Raw genomic sequence first — 17,684 nt, forward strand, 5'->3', positions numbered from 1 at the left:
ATCACGCCGGTGAGGTTGCCTCCGTAGCCGGGCGGAGCGGTGCCGCGCGCCAACCCCACCACAGCGCCACCGCCGCGACGACGGCCGCGCCGACGGCGTGTGTCGAGGCCGAGACACCGGCGAATGCCGTGAATGCACCTTGCCAGATTGTCGAAAATCCTACCGTCTCGAAAGTGAGGGATTGCAGCAAGATGATGGCCGCGACGATCATCCAAGGCCGTCCGTAGCGGCGATGGCGCGACCAGAGCCAGAGTCCGATAATGACGCCAGTGAATCCGCCGAGATGGACGCTCCAGCGGAAAAGCGGGAAGTCCTGCGGTCCGTTGATGATGAGGCCGGGAAGATGCGCGTTATAGACGCGGGCCAGCGCGGGGGGGATCAGGAGCAACGGGGTCGCAAGCAGCCAGGCGGCGTGCCGGGCGACATTGCGTCGTTCCTTGAGAGCCATCGCCGCAAACAGAAGAAATGCTGCTGCACCGATCAGGTCAACGAAGCCGAGCGCCGGGCCCCAAAGTTTGTAGAAGGGATCCCGCCCTGAAGCGGTCGCGATCGCCATGCTGTGCTCGACGCCCGCCGCCCCGACCATGAACAGCGGCACTAATATGAAGATGGCAAGGCCGAGACTCCGATGCCGTGCGCGTTCCCCATGGTCGATCGACCAGCTTTGGGCCGCGAGCAGTAGCATCCAGGCGGTCGCGGTGACCGCGTGGACATGCCACGCGATTTTTGCGGTGCCGAGCCGGGAGAAATAGCCGGGCCAGAAAGCCAGGACGGTCATCGCGATCATCGCGAGGCAGTAAACCCACGCATTGCGATACGGCATGTTCATGGCCCCCAAAATTTCGGCCAATGGTTCATGACCACCGCCTGTGTCCCCGTTTCAGGTCACCACAATAGCTTGATCCGAGCAAGTGGTCGTATCCATTGTCCGCATTTCGCGGTCTGGGCCTCAAAGCGAGCCTTCTCCTAACGGTCATTTTGCGCCCGCTAGTCGCCTCTGGCATAGCCCCGGGTCGACAGCTCCACGCCCATCACAGGCCTCGACTTTTAACTGCGGTAGATCGTGTATCTGATGCAGTAATAAGGACTCTCAGCGCCTACGGTAGTTACCATCACTGCCATCGCGTGAGGCACGCCGATTACCGACAGACCCTGCAGCGTCGCAGCCGCGCCGAGGTTGGGCCTGCCCGACAGGATCAGTGTCCCATTATCAAGGCGGACGCTAATCGGTGCATTCGGCTCGAAGCGTAGCGGCATTGGTCCGCTGGGTAGCGAAAGTGCATAGTTTTCGGCGTCCGATGGAACCAGCACGGAGCCTTCGGCGGCTGCGGCCCTACCGTTAACAAGCAATCCCATCGAGCACTCCGTTTTCTCAACATATTTGGCGATAGCTGCCTGACCGCTGCTCAACAAGCGGCGGTTTTGGGTCGCCATTCGGGATACGGTTGCTGACGCCTGCATGACCAATATTGGGTTGCTTGCTGCCATTTGATGTTGACGGGTAGCGAATGTCAGCTGCTCTCAATCTAAGTCTGGAACCGGACAGTCCCAAACCGGCGACCAGGGACGATTTGCCGAAAAAGAACGCCCGCCCGATCGAGATCGAACGGGCGTAGGATGAAGAGCCGTGTTTCCTGAAAGGAAGAGCCCTCCTGGGTCGCATGGCGCGGTTAGCCTCGCTGATCGCCTTGATATTGTACCGCGACGCCAAAAAAGTGCAGCTCGCACGCCTCAAGGCTTGGCTGCAACCGGAAGACGGAATGGTGCGCCCAGCCTGTTGAAGGCATTCATCGCCGCAATCGCGATCGTCAGATCCACGAGGTCTTTTGGCTCGAATGCCTCGGCTGCTGCTGCATAGGCCGCGTCGGAAGCATGGGTTTCGCTGACGCGCGTGACTTCCTCCGCCCAGGCCAGAGCGGCGCGATATTGGTCTGGGAACAGATGCGGGACTTCATGCCACACCGGAAGCAGCGCGATTTTGTCGATCGGCATGGTCTTGAGAAGGTCTCGGGTATGCAGATCGATGCAGTGCGCGCATCCGTTGATCTGGGAGACCCGGAGGAAGACGAGGTGGATCAGTTCTTCAGGGAGGGCCGTGCTGTTGGTGACATAATGGTGCACACCGTACAGCGCCTTCGCTCCGGCGGGAGCGACTTCGGACCAATTCAACCGGTTCATCTGATCTTCCTTTCTTCCTGAGCCAAAATCGGCGTCACCATGCCTGACGAGCGGGATTCTTCCGCTGTGACATCCCGCGCAAATAAAAATGCCGGTTCGACCGGATGTTGGCGAAAGGGATCGCAAGAAAGTCCCGAGATTGGTTTGCCGCAGCGTACCAATCAGGCCGCGCGGCGAAACGAGGGCTATGGTATTGTCGTCCAACCGCGGAGTGGCCGCTTATTCCGAACCGGATTTGCAAGCGGGCTGTCCGCGAACGGCCATGGCGGGTTGTTCAGCCGGGGTTCGGTTGCGCTCCGCTACGCTCGGTCCATGATTGAAGGAGACGGGTAATGAAAAAATATATCGCCGCTGCGGTCCTCGCTGCACTCTCCGTTCCGGCTGGCCCGGCGCTGGCGGATCCGCCGCCTTGGGCGCCGGCGCACGGTAAGCGCGCCAAGGATCGTGGCCTCTATGACGGAAATGGGCGCTACTACGAGCCTCGCCGCATTTCGCACAACGATCGCATTTGGCGCAGCAAGGATGGCCGCTACCACTGCCGCCGCGAGAATGGCACGACCGGATTGATCATTGGCGCCGCCGTCGGTGCGCTCGTCGGGCGTGAACTCGATGGCGGGCGTGACCGCACGGTCGGCACGATCATCGGGGCGGCCGGCGGCGGGCTGCTCGGCCGGGCTATCGATCGCGGTGAACTGAAATGCCGCTGATGTAAAAGGACGGCGCGAGAGGGACCAGTCTGCTCGCGCCGTCCCCTAGACACCGCACGCAGTGGGGGTGCGGGCGGTGACGAAAAATCTATTCGACAGTCTGATCGCGCAGGCGACGTGCCTTTGTCACGCGCAGCCCGGGTATGCCCGCCCGGTCGATAGTGCGGCGCCACGATTCCAGCTCTTCGCCGCTGAGGCGGTATCTTGCGCAGGCGTCGGCCAGCCCGATCAGTCCGCCATCGATCGCGGCAAGCAACTCCGCCTTGCGGCGCGCGACCCAATAGCCTGCCGTCGATGAAGGCAGATCGTCGATTGTCAGCGGCCCGACCGGCCCGGCGACCGATGTCGGCCTCGTCGTAAATTCGAGCACTGCGAACTCTCCATTCGCTCGGCTGCTGCCGTATGAGTGCCCCCCGCGGCAAAAATGCGGTTTCGAGGTTAACAAAAGGTTGCGGAGGAGCATTGGATGCGGCCAACCGTTCGCCGCTCATGGGAGGCGACGGGCCAAATTGTGTATCGAAGGAAGCGCTGCGACCCTCTCAATGATCGCCGCTATTGCCAGGCTGGGCGGAATGCTGCAGCCTCAATTCTGTAACGGGGGAAAACAGATGCGAACTGCGAATATGATGGTGGCGTTGGCGCTGATGGCAGTACCGGCGCAGGCTCAGACGGTGCCTGACTTGCCGGCAAATCCGGTCAAGGCGATCGATGGCGAATGGTATGGCGTTGACCACAAGATCAAGCTGTCCGTGGCAAATGGCGTGGTAACGATCGTGGAGAATGACACCGCTGATCCCTACCTCAAGAAGATCGCGGCACCTGCTGGAACCGTCATCGCTCGCATCGCGGGCGTGGAATCGACCGGACCCAAGTCGGCACGGTTCGTCGGCCAATGCCTCGAATTGATCGACACCTCGCGGTCGGACACCATAGCTTGTCCTACGCATGCTTTCGTGCGGTCGGCAGCCTACGGCGGCAAGCCGGGATTGACGATCAATTTCTGGACCGCCGCTTTCCTTCGCAAGGGCAATATTCCCGAGTATCAATGGCAATACCGCAAGTGAGCGATGAAGGAAGCGAAGGCTAGTCGCTGCGCAGCAAAACGATAGCGCTCACGTCAAATCCGGCCTGATTTTTTTGCACGGGAGTTCTCGCCGCAAAACAGGCGAATCAGCTTGCTCCAATGAAAGGTCTCCGATTTTTTTGTTCCGCGGGCCGGGGTGCGAGAAGCGGGCGCGGGTGAGGGAACTAGGGCAGTAAAATGATGGGGGGTCGGTGATGAGAATGGATGCGCCGCGGCCGGGCGGGACAAAGGCTCACCTTGTGAGGCATCAGGCGAAGCGAGGCGCGACCCATTGCCGGCATGTCATCGCCGGGTTCCTCCTCGCGGTCATCGGCCCTTCCGTGGCAGTCGGTGCTTCCGTGCCTCCAGCCGTTGACGGCAGCCAGGCCGACAGGGACGCCGCCGCCGCTCGGATCGCAGCGCAAGCGATCGACGCGGGTCACCCCGCCGAAGCGGCGGGCATCCTCGAAACGCTGGTGGCTCCGCGCCATCATATGCTCGCGATCCTGCCCGAGTGGCATCGTGATCTCGCGCGCGCCTATGTCGCGCTCGGCCTGATCGATGGCGCCGCTGGCCAGTATCGGCTCGCCTTGGCCGTCGCGTCCGACAACGAAGCGGGCGCGCTTGGCGAAGAGCTTGCGGCGATCCTCGCCAAGGACGGTAGCGCAGACATCGTGCCGGACACGCTGGGGCCGAACGGCGCCAAATATTTCGATCTCCATTGGGTGGACCGCGACAACGGGACGCTCGATTTCGCGGCCGCCTTCATGCTGCCGCAGAACGATGCCGACGGCGCGGCGTTTACAACGGCGACCTATCGCGCGGACTGCCTTACGCTCAAGTCGCAGCTGCTCGGGGGCGCCGCCTTCTCGAGTTCAGGCGCGAAGCTGCGGTCGTTCGGCGAGGGTGAGGCCGCGAAGCCGGCTAACGACCTTGCGGACCATAGTCTGAGAATGATCTGCCGTCGCGATCCGGCCCAGCAGGTGAAGCATGTGCCCGCAATCGACGGCCGCACGCTGCTCGCGCGCTACCGCGCGCAACGCGCGCAGCGGACCGCTTGGGCGCCATCCGGCGGCGAGCGCGGCGCCCACGAGGCCGCCTGCCGCGCGCATGTGGAAATGTTCGTCGGGCAGCTCGCCGCCGAGGGACAGGTATCGGGGCCGAGCTGGCAGGTGCGCGACTGGTGGGACATCCGGACGGAAGATCTCTCCGAGGAACGCCGCGCCGCGGCCACGTCGGCGGTCACCGCACTCGCTCGCGCCGACCCGGGCGCCGCACGCGCTTTCCAGCAGGCCTGCGTGCAAGAAGCGCTGTCGGGCGGAGCCGTCCCCGGAATGTAGCCGTTTGCCGCTGCCGGGCTTGCACATATCGGTTTTACGAGCACTGCGGGTGTTCGAAAAAGTGCTTTGGCGCCCGAGGCGGCGATCGCGAGGCCGGTGAGGCGCAGCGATCTTGCTTGCGTCCTTCGCGCGCCGCGGTAGGTCGGTCAGGGGTCGCGCTAGGGCAGGGGGCGTGCAATTGATCCGGTATAAATCATGGTTGCTCTTCGTGGCGCTTGCCTTGGCCGCGCCCGAGGTGTCCGCCAAGCTGTCCGTCGACCCCGTTCCCGCGAGTGCCGAGCTGAACGATGCGCTCGCCGCCAAACGCTATGACGAAGCGATGACTTTGGCACGCCGCGAGCATGAAGCTTGCGTCGCGGGCAAAGGGTCCGATCCTTGCGTCGGACTGCTCGCCTTGCAAAGCGATGCGCTGACCGCCTGGGCGGTGGATCATGGTGATTTCGATCGCGACGAAAAGGGCGAAGGTATGGCCCTTCGCACCGCGCGCCTCCTCCACGCCCAGGTGAACAGGCTAAAGGGCTTCGATGGGCCGATCTTCGCGTCGGCGTTCGGCAACCTCGGCGAGATGCTGTCGCTCTACGGCCGGCCGGTAGAAGGCGAGCAGTATTTGCGGGACGGGCTGCGATACAACATCGTGCGGGCGATGGAGTTCCAGGGAACCGAGCGGCTCTCCGATGCGGCGCTCCGCACGTCGCTCCTGCGGCTGACCCGCAACCTTGCGCTGCAGGGCCGCAATGAGGAAGCGCGCGGTTATCTCGCTGCCGCCGACAGCCTGCTTTCGACGTTGGCAATGATGGGCTCCCCCGAAGCTAAACGCGCGCTCCCCGATTTTCTGGCGGTTGCGGCGTTGGTGCCGGGCGAAGCGGCCGGTGGCGCTGCGGATTATGTCGAGGCGGCGGCCGGGTATGAATGGGAACGCGAGCACAATGGCGAGGGATGGGACCCCGATGACTGGGCGGCAGTCCGGGGTCGCCTCGCCCGCGACGAGATCGCTTTTCTCGCGCGGAGCGGGAACATGGCAAAGGCGGTGGCGCGCTTCGATGCCGAGCCGGACCTGCTGCGCGGCGGGCGAGGCGCGTCGCGTCTCGAATTTCTGACCCGGCTCGGCGCTGCGCTCGTCGCTGAGGGGCGCGCTAACGAAGGTGCCCCGATTCTCGCCGAGGCAATGCCGGTCGTCGATACGACCTGGGACAGAAGCGATGATAGGCGCATCGATGCGCATGCGGCGCGCGGCGCCGCAATCCTAGCGCTCGATCCGGCGCAGCGCGGCGATGCCGCGGCCGAATATCGGCAGGCTGTCTCAGGCGCGGTGGCGCGGGTCGAGGCGGCCGACACAACCGAGGGGCTTGTTCGCGCCGTCCGGCGCTACCGTCCCGTCTTTGAGGGACTGCTCGGCGCCCTTCCTCCCGAAGCGGCGAGCTCGCTCACGCGCGGAGAAGCGTTCGAGGCGGCCCAATGGTCGTCGATCGGCGAGACCGCGGCGACACTTGCCAAGGTCTCGGCACGCACATCGCGCAGCAACGGCCCGGTCGCGGAAAAGGAGCGGTTCCGCGAGGAGGTGCGCGTAAGCGTTGCGTCGCTCAACCGCGAGATCGCGCAATGGCTATCGGTTCCCGGCAGCCCCGATACCGATCGCGAGTTGCTCGGAAAATTCTATTTGCGCGACGTTGATGCCGTGATGGACGAAATGTCGACCGAGGAGATTGCAGCGATCGACCCCGCCTATGATCAGCTTGTCAAGCCTCGGCCGATCGCGGCCGAGCGGGTCCAAGCGCTGCTCGACAAGGACGAGGCCGTTCTCTTCTTCCTTTCTGACGAGCGGGGCACGTCGGTCTTTGTTCTGACGCGCTCGGGATTTACATGGCATCGTTCGGCCCTGACCCGCGATGCCTTGGCGAAGAGCGTTGAGCAGCTGCGCGGTCAGATCAAGCGCGACCTTCGCGAGCGCTGGGCCGGGAGCGTCGACAATTTCGACGAGCAGCTTGCGCACAATCTGTATCAGGAGCTCATAGCGCCCATTGAAGCGTCGCTCGGTGGCGCGACGCGTCTGATGACCGTGACGCCGGGTCCGCTGAGCAGCCTCCCGTTGACCTTGCTCGTCACCGCGGGTGCCGACACGCAGAAGCCGCAATTTCTGATAGATCGTTACGAGATTTCGACGCTGCCGTCGGTTTCAAGTCTTTACTCCTTGCGTTGCCTGCTTCGGCCTGCGGGTGATCGCCCGGCCGGTTGCGGCCCTGGACCCGGACGCAATCGTCCGCCATCGCAGACGATCCTGTTCGCTGCGGGCGATCCCGCGCTTAAGGGGCATCCGGGCGACGACCGGGGTATCGTGGAATATTCGGAGTTGTTCCAGCGTGGCATAGCGGACCCGGCCCGGATCATGGCGATGCCTTCGCTTCCAGGCACGCGCCGGGAGATCGAGGGCGTGCGATCGATTTTCGATCCCGGACAGACTATTGCTCTTATGGGCTCAGCGGCGACCGAGGGATCGGTCAAGTCGAATCCCGGGCTGGCCAATGCACGCTATGTCCTTTTTTCGACGCACGGTCTGCTGGCGAGCGAGACGGGGCTCGACGGCGAGCCGGGTCTCGTTTTCACGCCGCCGGCGGCCGGGGCGCAGTCCGACAGGGACGATGGTCTGCTCACCGCCTCAGAAGCCGCGCAGCTGAAGCTCGCAGCGGATATTGTCGTACTGTCTGCGTGCAACACCGCAAGTTCGAATGGCAGCGCTGAAGCGGACGGACTGTCGGGCTTGGCGCAGTCTTTCTTCTATGCTGGCGCGGGTTCGCTTCTGGTGTCGCACTGGCCGCTCGACGATGAGGCCGGGGCCGAAATCGTCACGCATCTCTTTGCAGGCATCGAAAAGCATCCCGGCGCTCCGGGGGCTGCGTTCCGGCAGGCGATACTGGCGCTTCGCGCAAAAGACGATACCTCGTCTCCAGCGGTTTGGGCGCCGCTCGTGTTTGTCGGGACCACCGACCGGGGCGTGCGGTAGCGGGAGTTCGGGTGCTCGCAGTGCGTTATGAGTTCAGGTCGCCCTCCAAACGTCCGCTTAGAGCAAATTTGGCCTTGAAGCCGCCCGTCTACTACCGGCCAGTGGCGGCAGATTGCACTTCAATCCGCCGCCGGTCGGTTTGATCAATCGAATTTGACGAGATTGAGAGCCGGTAGCGGTCCGCCCGGAAACTGGACGAGTCGTGCGCCCACGGCAAGGCTGCCGAGATCGATCCCGGCGAAGCCGAGCCGATCGATTAACGCGCCCACCTCGGCCCTGGCCGCTGCATCGTCGCTCGAGTAGAAGAGCACGCGCTTGCCGCCTTCGCGCGCCGGATCGCCGGAGACGAGATGCGGCTGAAGATGGTTGAATGCCTTCACCACCCGGGCGCCCGGCACCATGTCGGCAAACACTTCTGATGACGCACGCCCTCCAAGATCGAAAGGCTTGAATAGCGGCGCTTCGATCGGGTTGTTGGTGTCGACGACGATGCGGCCGCCAAAGTCGGGCAGGTCGGCGAGCGCGGCCGGAAGCTTCGACCAGTTGACCGCGACGAAGACGATATCCTTCACGGCGGCTTCGTCGCGCGTTCCGGCGGCGATTGCCGGACCGATGGAGGCGACGACCTCGGCGAGGCTTTCGGGGCCACGGCGGTTGGCGAGCGTCGCCGGGATACCCTTGTTCGCGAGGGCGGTGGCGATGGCGCGGCCGATGTTGCCGGCGCCGATGATGCCGATGCTGGGCATGACGATAGTCCTTTCTGTTCAGGTCAGGCGGTCAAGCCGCCGTCGGCGACGATGTCGGCGCCGGTGACGAAGGCGGCTTCGTCGCTGGCAAGGAAAGCGACGATGCTGGCGATTTCAGCCGGCTGGCCATAGCGGCCGATCGCCATGCCGGGACCGACGATCGCGGCGACGGGGCCGTCGGCGGGGTTCATGTCGGTGTCGGTCGGGCCGGGGTGGACGGCATTCACCGTGATGCCTTTGGGGCCAAGATCGCGCGCGAGGCTGCGGTTGAAGCCGGTGATCGCGCCCTTGGTCAGCGTATAGACCGACGCGGTGGGGAAGGCGGCATAGCGCGTCATCGACGAACCGATGTGGATGATGCGGCCGCCCACTTTCATGCGCCGCGCGGCTTCCTGTGTCGCGACGAAGACGCCGGTGACGTTGACCGCGAGCATGCGCTCATAATCCTCGAACCGGAAATCCTCGATCGGCGCATTGACCGCTACGCCGGCATTGTTGACGAGGATATCGATGCCGCCGAAGGCTTCGACGGTCTGGATGACCGCCGCGCGAACGGCGTCCGGATCGCCCGCGTCGGCGGCGATGGCGATGGCCTTGCCGCCCGCCGCTTCTATCTCGGCGACAACGCTGGCCGCGCTGTCGGGCGACGCGCTGTAGGTGATGGCGACGGCCGCGCCGTCGGCGGCGAGGCGGCGCGCAATGGCGGCGCCGATCGAGCGCGAGCCGCCGGTGACGAGGGCGGCTTTGCCCGTGAGGTTCTGGCTAGCTTTGGTCATGGTATTCACTCCTTGTTGTGGGGTGAGACCAAGATGGCGCAAAGTTTACGGCTCGATTAGTCGGTAATAATTTGCTATATATTCAATCATTGATTGAAAATGGAAACGCTCGCCAATCTTATCTCCTTTGTGCGCAGCGCCGAGCTGGGCAGCTTTTCCGAAGCGGCGCGCCGGCTGGCGCTGACCCCGGCGGCGGTGAGCCGCAACGTCGCGATGCTCGAACGCAATCTGGGGGTGCGGCTCTTCCACCGGTCGACGCGCAGATTGACGCTGACAGAGGCGGGGGAAGCCTTTCGCCTCGCGATTGCGGGGAGCCTCGACGAGATCCAGGCGGCGATCGCGGGGGTCGCTTCGGACAGCGGGGAACCGGCCGGCGTGCTGAAGGTCAGTATGGCCCCAACCTTTGGCGTCATGCACATGCTGCCGATGCTGCCCGCCTTCCTCGCACGTTATCCCCGCATCCGTCCCGAATGGCATTTCGAGAACCGGCCTGTCGACATTGTTGCCGAGGGTTATGATGCGGCGATCGGGGGCGGCTTCGACCTATCGCCGGGGGTCGTGGCGCGGAGCTTGGCGCCCGCGCATATCGTCGCGGTCGCATCGCCCGCCTATATGGCGGGCCGCGTCGCGCCAAACGATCCTGCCGGACTGACCGAGCTTGACGGCATCGTCATGCGCTCACTCCAGTCGGGGCGCATCCGCCACTGGACTATGCGCGATGCGGTGGGGAACGAGAGCGCGGCAACATTGCGTGAGGACATTGTCGTCAACGATCCCGCCGCGATGCGCGAAGTCGCGCGGCTCGGGATGGGTGTCGCTCTTCTCGCGATGCCCGATGTGCTGCCGGAACTCGAGAGTGGTACGCTGGTGCGGCTCGTCCCACGCTGGTACGCCGACGCGGGTGCGATATCGGTCTATTATGCGTCGCGCACGCTGCTTCCCGGCAAGACGCGCGCGTTCGTCGATTGGGTCGCCGATGTTTTCAAGCGTGAGCGGCTGGCCGAACGGTTTGCGGGTAGCTTGGGTAGCTGACCCTCAAGCCCGGAAAGTCTGCTTCTCGATGTTGGCTAGACAAAAGCTGCCTGACCGCAAGCGGCCAAGCGGCGCCGCGAGAAGCGCAGTTCGTTCGATGACGACGAAATGCCGTCGCGCTCATCGTCCGCTGTAAGGCTCATCTCTTCGGGTTCGCGCGCCGATCAGCACCCGGGGCATGTTTCCTCGTTCACGAACTGTGAGAAAGACGAGGTAGGGAAGCAGGAAACCCGCGCCTCCGAAAAAGGCGATGAGCGCGAGGAGCAGGGCGATCGCACTGAATCCATTCCGCCAAGCCGTCCAAAGAGCAGAGAGGATGAGAAAGCAGAGAAAATCGAGGTTGAACTGCCCGGGCCATCCCAGCTTCGCCACGTCTCCGAAAAAGATCGGTAACAATCCAAGGCCATGGCGGGAAATGACTACAGCGGTGTAGGCGGCCAGCGCCAGCCAAAGGATGATCAAAAAAGTACGAAACGACCCCATCGACGACAATCTGCCACGAGAATGCTGCGGCTGCAATCGCGGCTTTGAGTCCGCGACTGGATCATGCCAAATTTCTACTTTCATGTGACGATGGCTTACGCGCCGCTGCGCAACGCAGGTGTTGCCATAGGCAAGATGGATTTCATGCCGCACATGGCCCGTCACCAAGTCGCGCCCGAATAACGACCGTCGAGCAGGCTCCGGCCTGTGACCGCGGGCTACCCCGTTATAGCGGCGATTGCCCGTTCGAGCTCGGCAATCCTGAAAGGTTTGCGAAGAACTGGCCGGCCATCAAATTCAGCCGCCATGATCGTCGCATCTCCGCTCGTCGCTATGAACGCCTTCCCGGCATCGCTCAACGCGGCAGCGACCGCCTCGCTCGTTTTGCCATCGGCAAGGTGAACATCCAATATTGCGAGGTCGAAATCTTGCTTCGCGACGAGATCCAGTGCCTCCGCGACGGTCGCTGCGGTTACTACGATCTCGTGTCCAAGCACGTCGAGATACCCCTCAAGCATCATCGCCACCAGCGGATCGTCTTCTACAAGAAACACCCTTATCATCATCCGTCCCTCATAGATCCGAAATCTGTTGCGCCAGTGTCTTCGATCACATGTCCCGTGCCCCTACCTTTCGTCGCGCTCAAAGTTCCACGCCGAGATGCTGGGCCACCGAGAATATGTCCTTGTCCCCTCGTCCGCACATGTTGACGATGATGATGCTATCTTTCGGCATCGTCGGCGCGATCCTGGCAACCGCGGCGACGGCGTGACTGGGCTCAAGCGCCGGGATGATACCCTCTGTTCTGCAAAGCAGCTGAAACGCTTCGAGCGCTTCGGCGTCGGTCGCGGAGGTATAGTCCACCCGCCCGATGTCCTTGAGCCATGCATGCTCGGGGCCGATGCCCGGATAATCGAGACCTGCGCTGATCGAATGGCCTTCGACGATCTGCCCGTCGTCATCCTGCAGCAGATAGGTCTTGTTGCCGTGAAGAATGCCGGGACGCCCGCCGGCCAGTGAGGCGGCATGTTCCTTGTCGAGGCCATGGCCGGCCGCCTCGACGCCAAGCATCTTCACCATCGGGTCGTCAAGGAACGGGTGAAAGAGACCGATCGCATTCGATCCGCCGCCGATCGCGGCAACCAAGAGATCGGGTAGGCGGCCGGCACGGGCCAGCATCTGGGCCCGCGCTTCCCTTCCGATCACGCTCTGGAAATCACGCACAAGCTCCGGATAGGGGTGGGGACCGGCTGCGGTGCCGATGATGTAGAAGGTGTCCTCGACATGGGTGACCCAGTCGCGCAGCGCCTCGTTCATCGCGTCCTTGAGGGTCGCGGCGCCGGCCGTGACGGGCACGACCTCGGCGCCCAGCAGCTTCATGCGGAAGACATTGGGCGCCTGGCGCGCGATATCGGCGGCGCCCATATAGACGACGCAGGGCAGGCCAAAGCGCGCGCAGACGGTTGCAGTAGCCACCCCGTGCTGGCCCGCGCCCGTTTCCGCGATGATGCGGGTCTTGCCCATCCGGATCGCCAGCAGGATCTGGCCGACGCAATTGTTGATCTTGTGGGCGCCGGTGTGATTGAGTTCGTCGCGCTTGAACCAGATCTGAGCGCCGCCGAGCGCGGACGTCAAGCGCGGCGCGAAGTATAGCGGACTGGGACGGCCGACATAATGTTCGAGCAGGTCGTCGAACTCGGCCTGGAAGGCCGGGTCGCGCTTTGCGGCTCGATATTCGCGCTCCAGATCGAGGATGAGGGGCATGAGCGTTTCGGGGACGAAGCGGCCCCCGAATTTCCCGAAATGACCCGCTTCGTCCGGCTGCCCACGCAAGCTGTTCGGAAGATGACCAAGATCGTCGGATGGTTGTGGAGACCGCGTCATGTCGGTGCAATCCCGGCAGGAGACCCGCGCGAGGCGGCGCCGCACAGAATTCCGGCGAGCGCCTCATGGGGGCGGGTAACGCTCGCGAGACCGGTCCGGATTCTCGACCGGCGCATCAATAGCCCATCAGTGCGAGCACTTCCTTGCGGCTCCGCTGGTCGTCGAGGAAGCAGCCGAGGAGCCGGCTCGTGACCATGCCGACGCCGGGCGTGCGCACGCCGCGCCCAGTCATGCAGCCATGCTGGGCGTCGATCACCACGGCGACGCCGTGCGGACGGAGATTGTCCCAGATGCATCGGGCGACCTCGGCGGTCAGCCGCTCCTGCACCTGCAGCCGGCGCGCATAGCCGTTCAGCACGCGCGCGAGCTTGGAGATGCCGACGACGCGGTCGCGGGGGAGGTAGGCGATCGACGCCTTTCCGGTGATCGGCGCCATATGATGCTCGCAATGCGACTGGAAAGGGATGTCGCGCAGCAAGACGATCTCGTCATAGCCGCCGACCTCTTCGAAGGTGCGCGAGAGATGCACCGCCGGATCCTCGTCATACCCCTGGCAATAATCCTTCCAGGCACGCGCGACGCGCTTCGGTGTGTCGAGCAGGCCTTCGCGATGAGGATCCTCGCCGACCCAGCGCAGCAGCGTCTCCACCGACGCGAGAACCTCGGGGGGTATCGCGCCGTCAACGGTGGGGCTGGAAGGGGGCACGTGAAGCATGGTCCTGGCCTCCTGACGGCGAGGGGTTGGCGGTCCGGGAGGGGAGGAGAGGGAGGTGGACCGCCAGATCGGCGCATGCCCGAGCGCAGCATGGCGTCGCAACATGTCCCTTGGGGCAGATCGCAGGTTGGAAGCGCGTTGCGTGCGCGGACCTGGAATGAGCCCCGGAACGCGGAAATGCCCTTCGCTCGCTTGACGAGGCGTGGCGCGGTGCGCGGCGGTTGGGTGAATAGGGCGGTATGGAAATGCGGGGGCGGCGGTGGCCCGCCGCCCCCGGCCTGTCAGAAGTCCATCGCCGGCATCGGCGCGGCCTTCTCTTCCTTCGGCAGCTCGGCGACGAGCGCCTCGGTGGTGATCAGGAGCGACGCAACCGAGGCCGCATCCTGCAGCGCGGTGCGCACGACCTTCGCAGGGTCGATCACGCCCGCCTTGACGAGGTCCTGATATTCGCCCGTCGCGGCGTTGAAGCCCCAGCTATAGTCCTCGCTTTCGAGCAGCTTGCCGACAATCCACGCACCATCCTCGCCGGCATTGTCGGCGATCTGGCGCGCCGGCGCGCGGAGCGCGCGGCGGACGATGTCGATGCCCGACTGCTGGTCGTCGTTCGCGGCCTTCAGGCCTTCGAGCGCCTTCAGCGAGCGGAGAAGTGCGATACCGCCGCCGGGCAGGATGCCTTCTTCCACGGCTGCACGCGTCGCGTGCAGCGCGTCGTCGACGCGATCCTTCTTCTCCTTGACCTCGACCTCGGTCGCGCCGCCGACGCGGATCACAGCGACGCCTCCCGCGAGCTTGGCGAGCCGCTCCTGCAGCTTCTCGCGGTCATAATCGCTGGTGGTCGTCTCGATCTGCTGGCGGATCTGCGCGATACGGCCGTCGATATCCGACCTCGAACCGACGCCGTCAACGATCGTCGTATTATCCTTGTCGATGACGACCTTCTTCGCGCGCCCGAGCATGTTGATCGTGACGCTCTCGAGCTTGATGCCGAGTTCCTCGCTGACGACATTGCCGCCGGTGAGCACCGCGATATCCTCGAGCATCGCCTTGCGGCGGTCGCCAAAGCCCGGCGCCTTGACCGCCGCGACCTTGAGGCCGCCGCGCAGGCGATTGACGACGAGCGTTGCGAGCGCGTCGCCCTCGACATCCTCGGCGATGATGAGCAGTGGCCGGCCCGACTGGACGACGCTCTCGAGGAGCGGCAGCATCGCCTGCAGGTTCGAGAGCTTCTTCTCGTGGATGAGGATATAGGGGTCGTCGAGTTCGACCTTCAGCTTCTCGGCATTGGTGATGAAATAAGGGCTGAGGTAGCCGCGGTCGAACTGCATGCCCTCGACCGTCTCGAGTTCGGTCGCGAGGCTCTTCGCTTCCTCGACGGTGATCACGCCTTCGTTGCCGACCTTCTCCATCGCCTCGGCGAGGATCTTGCCGACCTCTTCGTCGCCATTCGCCGAGATCGTCGCGACCTGCGCGATTTCGCTGTTCGCCTCGACCGACTTCGCATGGGCCTTCAGGTCTTCGACGACGGTGCTCACGGCAAGATCGATGCCGCGCTTGACGTCCATCGGGTTCATGCCCGCGGCGACCGCCTTCGAGCCTTCGCGAACGATCGCCTGCGCGAGTACGGTCGCGGTGGTCGTGCCGTCGCCGGCCTTGTCGTTCTGCTTCGAGGCGACCTCGCGCAGCATCTGCGCGCCCATATTCTCGAACTTGTCGGCAAGCTCGATTTCCTTGGCGACGGTGACGCCGTCCTTGGTGATGCGCGGTGCGCCGAAGCTTTTCTCGATCACGACGTTGCGGCCCTTCGGACCCAGCGTCACCTTCACCGCATTTGCAAGCGTATCGACGCCGCGCAGCATGCGATCACGCGCGTCCGACGAAAACTTCACTTCCTTGGCAGCCATTGGTGCAACTCCTTTCCTGTCACTGGCTGAATTCAGAAATGGCGGCCGATCAAGCCGCCTGCTTGAGCGCCTCGGCCTGCTCGATCACCCCGAGGATGTCGCTCTCCTTCATGATGAGCAGCTCCTCGCCGTCGATGCGAACCTCGGTTCCCGACCATTTGCCGAACAGGATCCGGTCGCCGGCCTTGACGTCGAGCGCGGTGACCGTGCCGTCCTCGGCGCGGACGCCGGGACCGACGGCGACGACTTCGCCTTCCTGCGGCTTTTCCTTGGCAGTGTCGGGGATGATGATGCCGCCCGAGGTCTTCTCCTCGGCTTCGATGCGGCGGACGACCACACGGTCGTGCAAGGGACGGAAATGCATGCATAACCTCCATGTTGCATAACGATATGATAAGCCGGCGCGCCTGTCCGGGACGCGCGGCGCCGATGAGCTAGGAAGCGATTTTTTTGGCTTCAAGAGGTCCGGCGAAAATTTTTTTGGCGCTCGATCGGCTGAGAAACAAATGCCGCTTATCAAGGGCCTGACACCTCTTGACTCGACGCGCTTCCTTTCCAAAATCTGTGGCTGCGGCAGCCTGCCGCACGACAGGAAAGGAAAGGCTATAAGGAAGGAGGCACGATCATGTCCGAGCCATTTTCCCGTTTTCTTCATCCCTTCGACGTGGCGCGTCACCCGAGCCTCGAGCCCGAGGTCAAGCGCGCCCTCCTCGCATCCTGGGCATCGGATCGTTCGGCGGTCCGCAACAAACCTGCCTTGCGCAAGCCGCCCGGCGCCCGCCGCGCCGTGCCGGTCGACGATGTGCTCGCCGCGCTCCGGTCGCTCGACGGCGGCGCGGCGCGCGCGCCATGACTGATCGGGCGCTGATCGCCCAGCTGGATGGTTATGGGCTGACGACCGCCGAAATCCATTATTACCGGCCTGATCATCCCTCGCTGCTCCAGCTCTTCGTCTGGCAGGACTATGATCTGCCGCCGGATTTTCCGGTGCTGTTCGATTTTCTGAGCCTGTGGCGGCGCCAGATCGAAGCCGCGCTCCACTCGGTGCGGATAGCGCATGACGCGCTGATCGGACCTGCCGAGTGGCGCGCGGTCGATATCATCCGGTTGATCGATTAGAGGCAAATCTGGGCGCTTGCGGCGCGCGGAAGCGGTCGTCGGGTATCGCGCTTTTATGAAAAATGGGAGGCACGCTCCTGGCGTGCCTCCCTTGTCTAACTCAGGCGTTCTCGAGCGCCTTATCCTTCGGCGCTTCGATCCGCTGCGGCTTGCCGGCACTGCTGCCGATCTCGATCTTGCGGGGCTTCATAGCCTCGGGGACGACGCGGCTCAGTTCGATCGTGAGCAGCCCGTCGGCGAAGCCCGCGCTCCCGACCTCGATATAGTCGGCGAGCTGAAAGCGGCGCTCGAACGCGCGGCGGGCGATGCCGCGGTGGAGATAGGCGCGTGTCGCATCCTCCTCGGCGGGCTTGCCGGTAACGCTGAGCTGGTTCTGCTGCGCGACGATCTCGATCTCGTCGGCCTTGAACCCGGGGACGGCCAAGGTAACGCGGAAGCGGTCGTCGGCGTCGCGGACGATGTCGAAGGCGGGAAAGCCGTCGGACGTATCGCCGCGCTGCCCTTTCTCGAGCAGGTCGAAGAGGTGATCGAAACCCACCGTCGAGCGGCGGTAGGGGGTGAAGTCAAAATCGGTTCTCATTTCCAAATCCTCCTGATTGAAGCAATTCGGGCATGAGATGCGCCGGGACCTAGAGCCGGCGCTCTCTATGTCCTCAGGACACGGAAAATCACGCGTCCGGGGAAAAGTTAGGAAAGCCTTTTTACCGTTTCAAGAGTGTGGGCGCCGCTCGGAATGTCGGCG

Annotated in this window: 21 protein-coding genes; 8 read left to right on the forward strand and 13 right to left on the reverse strand. The window is 63.9% G+C overall.

From position 1 onward, the window contains the following. Position 1 precedes the first annotated feature (1 nt). The 3 genes from L7H23_RS10930 to L7H23_RS10940 form a co-directional block, all read right to left on the reverse strand. On the reverse strand, positions 2-850 hold the full coding sequence (locus tag L7H23_RS10930; RefSeq protein WP_237835899.1) for a hypothetical protein: 849 nt from the start codon (positions 848-850) through the stop codon (positions 2-4). A gap of 197 nt (positions 851-1,047) precedes the next feature. Further along, positions 1,048-1,488, reverse strand: a complete 441-nt coding sequence (locus L7H23_RS10935; protein WP_237835900.1) for a hypothetical protein — start codon at positions 1,486-1,488, stop codon at positions 1,048-1,050. Positions 1,489-1,731: 243 nt separating this feature from the next. Next, positions 1,732-2,382, reverse strand: coding sequence for a carboxymuconolactone decarboxylase family protein (locus L7H23_RS10940; protein WP_237835901.1), 651 nt, complete (start codon positions 2,380-2,382; stop codon positions 1,732-1,734). Between the two features lie 128 nt (positions 2,383-2,510). On the opposite strand from L7H23_RS10940, the gene L7H23_RS10945 reads away from it, so the two are divergent. Next, positions 2,511-2,885 carry a glycine zipper 2TM domain-containing protein gene (locus L7H23_RS10945; protein WP_237835902.1) on the forward strand — a complete coding sequence of 125 codons (375 nt, stop codon included), beginning with the start codon at positions 2,511-2,513 and terminating at the stop codon, positions 2,883-2,885. Between the two features lie 88 nt (positions 2,886-2,973). On the opposite strand, the gene L7H23_RS10950 is transcribed toward L7H23_RS10945, so the two are convergent. Continuing rightward, positions 2,974-3,255, reverse strand: coding sequence for a DUF1153 domain-containing protein (locus L7H23_RS10950; RefSeq protein ID WP_237835903.1), 282 nt, complete (start codon positions 3,253-3,255; stop codon positions 2,974-2,976). Positions 3,256-3,427: 172 nt separating this feature from the next. On the opposite strand from L7H23_RS10950, the gene L7H23_RS10955 reads away from it, so the two are divergent. From L7H23_RS10955 to L7H23_RS10965, 3 genes are all read left to right on the forward strand, one after another. Further along, complete coding sequence (locus L7H23_RS10955) at positions 3,428-3,949, forward strand: hypothetical protein (protein WP_237835904.1); 522 nt, start codon at positions 3,428-3,430, stop codon at positions 3,947-3,949. 358 nt (positions 3,950-4,307) lie between these two features. Continuing rightward, positions 4,308-5,288, forward strand: a complete 981-nt coding sequence (locus tag L7H23_RS10960; RefSeq protein ID WP_237835905.1) for a hypothetical protein — start codon at positions 4,308-4,310, stop codon at positions 5,286-5,288. A 112-nt stretch (positions 5,289-5,400) separates the two neighbouring features. Then, on the forward strand, positions 5,401-8,286 hold the full coding sequence (locus L7H23_RS10965; protein ID WP_237835906.1) for a CHAT domain-containing protein: 2,886 nt from the start codon (positions 5,401-5,403) through the stop codon (positions 8,284-8,286). Between the two features lie 143 nt (positions 8,287-8,429). Here L7H23_RS10965 and L7H23_RS10970 read toward each other — a convergent pair whose 3' ends face one another. Together L7H23_RS10970 and L7H23_RS10975 are read right to left on the reverse strand one after the other, a co-directional pair. Then, positions 8,430-9,032, reverse strand: coding sequence for an NAD(P)-binding domain-containing protein (locus tag L7H23_RS10970; RefSeq protein ID WP_237835907.1), 603 nt, complete (start codon positions 9,030-9,032; stop codon positions 8,430-8,432). 23 nt (positions 9,033-9,055) lie between these two features. Beyond that, positions 9,056-9,808 (reverse strand): SDR family oxidoreductase, encoded by a 753-nt coding sequence (locus L7H23_RS10975; protein ID WP_237835908.1) that lies wholly within the window; start codon positions 9,806-9,808, stop codon positions 9,056-9,058. Between the two features lie 99 nt (positions 9,809-9,907). On the opposite strand from L7H23_RS10975, the gene L7H23_RS10980 reads away from it, so the two are divergent. Beyond that, the gene (locus tag L7H23_RS10980) at positions 9,908-10,840 is read left to right on the forward strand and encodes a LysR family transcriptional regulator (protein ID WP_237839220.1); all 933 of its coding nucleotides are present in this window, start codon (positions 9,908-9,910) and stop codon (positions 10,838-10,840) included. A 120-nt stretch (positions 10,841-10,960) separates the two neighbouring features. Here L7H23_RS10980 and L7H23_RS18580 read toward each other — a convergent pair whose 3' ends face one another. Further along, positions 10,961-11,407, reverse strand: a complete 447-nt coding sequence (locus tag L7H23_RS18580) for a hypothetical protein (RefSeq protein WP_242777658.1) — start codon at positions 11,405-11,407, stop codon at positions 10,961-10,963. Positions 11,408-11,413: 6 nt separating this feature from the next. On the opposite strand from L7H23_RS18580, the gene L7H23_RS10985 reads away from it, so the two are divergent. Then, positions 11,414-11,506, forward strand: coding sequence for a hypothetical protein (locus L7H23_RS10985; protein ID WP_329626543.1), 93 nt, complete (start codon positions 11,414-11,416; stop codon positions 11,504-11,506). 35 nt (positions 11,507-11,541) lie between these two features. On the opposite strand, the gene L7H23_RS10990 is transcribed toward L7H23_RS10985, so the two are convergent. The 5 genes from L7H23_RS10990 to groES form a co-directional block, all read right to left on the reverse strand. Continuing rightward, on the reverse strand, positions 11,542-11,889 hold the full coding sequence (locus L7H23_RS10990) for a response regulator (RefSeq protein ID WP_237835909.1): 348 nt from the start codon (positions 11,887-11,889) through the stop codon (positions 11,542-11,544). A gap of 76 nt (positions 11,890-11,965) precedes the next feature. After that, complete coding sequence (gene trpB, locus L7H23_RS10995; RefSeq protein WP_237835910.1) at positions 11,966-13,207, reverse strand: tryptophan synthase subunit beta; 1,242 nt, start codon at positions 13,205-13,207, stop codon at positions 11,966-11,968. A 115-nt stretch (positions 13,208-13,322) separates the two neighbouring features. After that, entirely contained in the window at positions 13,323-13,922 is a 600-nt protein-coding gene (gene folE / locus L7H23_RS11000) for a GTP cyclohydrolase I FolE (RefSeq protein ID WP_237835911.1), read from the reverse strand. 281 nt (positions 13,923-14,203) lie between these two features. Beyond that, on the reverse strand, positions 14,204-15,823 hold the full coding sequence (gene groL, locus L7H23_RS11005) for a chaperonin GroEL (RefSeq protein WP_237835912.1): 1,620 nt from the start codon (positions 15,821-15,823) through the stop codon (positions 14,204-14,206). A 49-nt stretch (positions 15,824-15,872) separates the two neighbouring features. Continuing rightward, positions 15,873-16,187: a co-chaperone GroES gene (groES, locus tag L7H23_RS11010; protein ID WP_054727958.1), complete on the reverse strand. Its 315-nt coding sequence runs from the start codon at positions 16,185-16,187 to the stop codon at positions 15,873-15,875. A gap of 261 nt (positions 16,188-16,448) precedes the next feature. Here groES and L7H23_RS11015 point away from each other — a divergent pair, with 261 nt between their 5' ends. Both L7H23_RS11015 and L7H23_RS11020 read left to right on the forward strand, forming a co-directional pair. After that, the gene (locus L7H23_RS11015) at positions 16,449-16,676 is read left to right on the forward strand and encodes a hypothetical protein (protein WP_237835913.1); all 228 of its coding nucleotides are present in this window, start codon (positions 16,449-16,451) and stop codon (positions 16,674-16,676) included. Next, positions 16,673-16,942 carry an usg protein gene (locus L7H23_RS11020; RefSeq protein WP_237835914.1) on the forward strand — a complete coding sequence of 90 codons (270 nt, stop codon included), beginning with the start codon at positions 16,673-16,675 and terminating at the stop codon, positions 16,940-16,942. Before L7H23_RS11015 ends, L7H23_RS11020 begins: the two co-directional genes overlap by 4 nt. 100 nt (positions 16,943-17,042) lie before the next feature. Here the strand turns inward: L7H23_RS11020 and L7H23_RS11025 are convergent, their stop codons facing one another. Beyond that, on the reverse strand, positions 17,043-17,522 hold the full coding sequence (locus L7H23_RS11025) for an Hsp20 family protein (RefSeq protein ID WP_237835915.1): 480 nt from the start codon (positions 17,520-17,522) through the stop codon (positions 17,043-17,045). Positions 17,523-17,684: the final 162 nt, after the last annotated feature.

The organism is Sphingopyxis sp. BSN-002, from assembly GCF_022024275.1.
Classification (GTDB): Bacteria; Pseudomonadota; Alphaproteobacteria; order Sphingomonadales; family Sphingomonadaceae; genus Sphingopyxis.

Bases quoted from the DNA above. Each gene is read 5' to 3' on its own strand.
- L7H23_RS10990 (WP_237835909.1), bottom strand. From the start codon at position 11,889: ATGATGATAAGGGTGTTTCTTGTAGAAGACGATCCGCTGGTGGCGATG.
- L7H23_RS18580 (WP_242777658.1), bottom strand. From the start codon at position 11,407: ATGAAAGTAGAAATTTGGCATGATCCAGTCGCGGACTCAAAGCCGCGA.
- groL (WP_237835912.1), bottom strand. From the start codon at position 15,823: ATGGCTGCCAAGGAAGTGAAGTTTTCGTCGGACGCGCGTGATCGCATG.
- folE (WP_237835911.1), bottom strand. From the start codon at position 13,922: ATGCTTCACGTGCCCCCTTCCAGCCCCACCGTTGACGGCGCGATACCC.
- L7H23_RS10975 (WP_237835908.1), bottom strand. From the start codon at position 9,808: ATGACCAAAGCTAGCCAGAACCTCACGGGCAAAGCCGCCCTCGTCACC.
- L7H23_RS10980 (WP_237839220.1), top strand. From the start codon at position 9,908: ATGGAAACGCTCGCCAATCTTATCTCCTTTGTGCGCAGCGCCGAGCTG.
- L7H23_RS10945 (WP_237835902.1), top strand. From the start codon at position 2,511: ATGAAAAAATATATCGCCGCTGCGGTCCTCGCTGCACTCTCCGTTCCG.
- groES (WP_054727958.1), bottom strand. From the start codon at position 16,187: ATGCATTTCCGTCCCTTGCACGACCGTGTGGTCGTCCGCCGCATCGAA.
- L7H23_RS11025 (WP_237835915.1), bottom strand. From the start codon at position 17,522: ATGAGAACCGATTTTGACTTCACCCCCTACCGCCGCTCGACGGTGGGT.
- L7H23_RS10970 (WP_237835907.1), bottom strand. From the start codon at position 9,032: ATGCCCAGCATCGGCATCATCGGCGCCGGCAACATCGGCCGCGCCATC.
- trpB (WP_237835910.1), bottom strand. From the start codon at position 13,207: ATGACGCGGTCTCCACAACCATCCGACGATCTTGGTCATCTTCCGAAC.
- L7H23_RS10955 (WP_237835904.1), top strand. From the start codon at position 3,428: ATGATCGCCGCTATTGCCAGGCTGGGCGGAATGCTGCAGCCTCAATTC.
- L7H23_RS10935 (WP_237835900.1), bottom strand. From the start codon at position 1,488: ATGGCAGCAAGCAACCCAATATTGGTCATGCAGGCGTCAGCAACCGTA.
- L7H23_RS11015 (WP_237835913.1), top strand. From the start codon at position 16,449: ATGTCCGAGCCATTTTCCCGTTTTCTTCATCCCTTCGACGTGGCGCGT.
- L7H23_RS10985 (WP_329626543.1), top strand. From the start codon at position 11,414: ATGGCTTACGCGCCGCTGCGCAACGCAGGTGTTGCCATAGGCAAGATG.
- L7H23_RS11020 (WP_237835914.1), top strand. From the start codon at position 16,673: ATGACTGATCGGGCGCTGATCGCCCAGCTGGATGGTTATGGGCTGACG.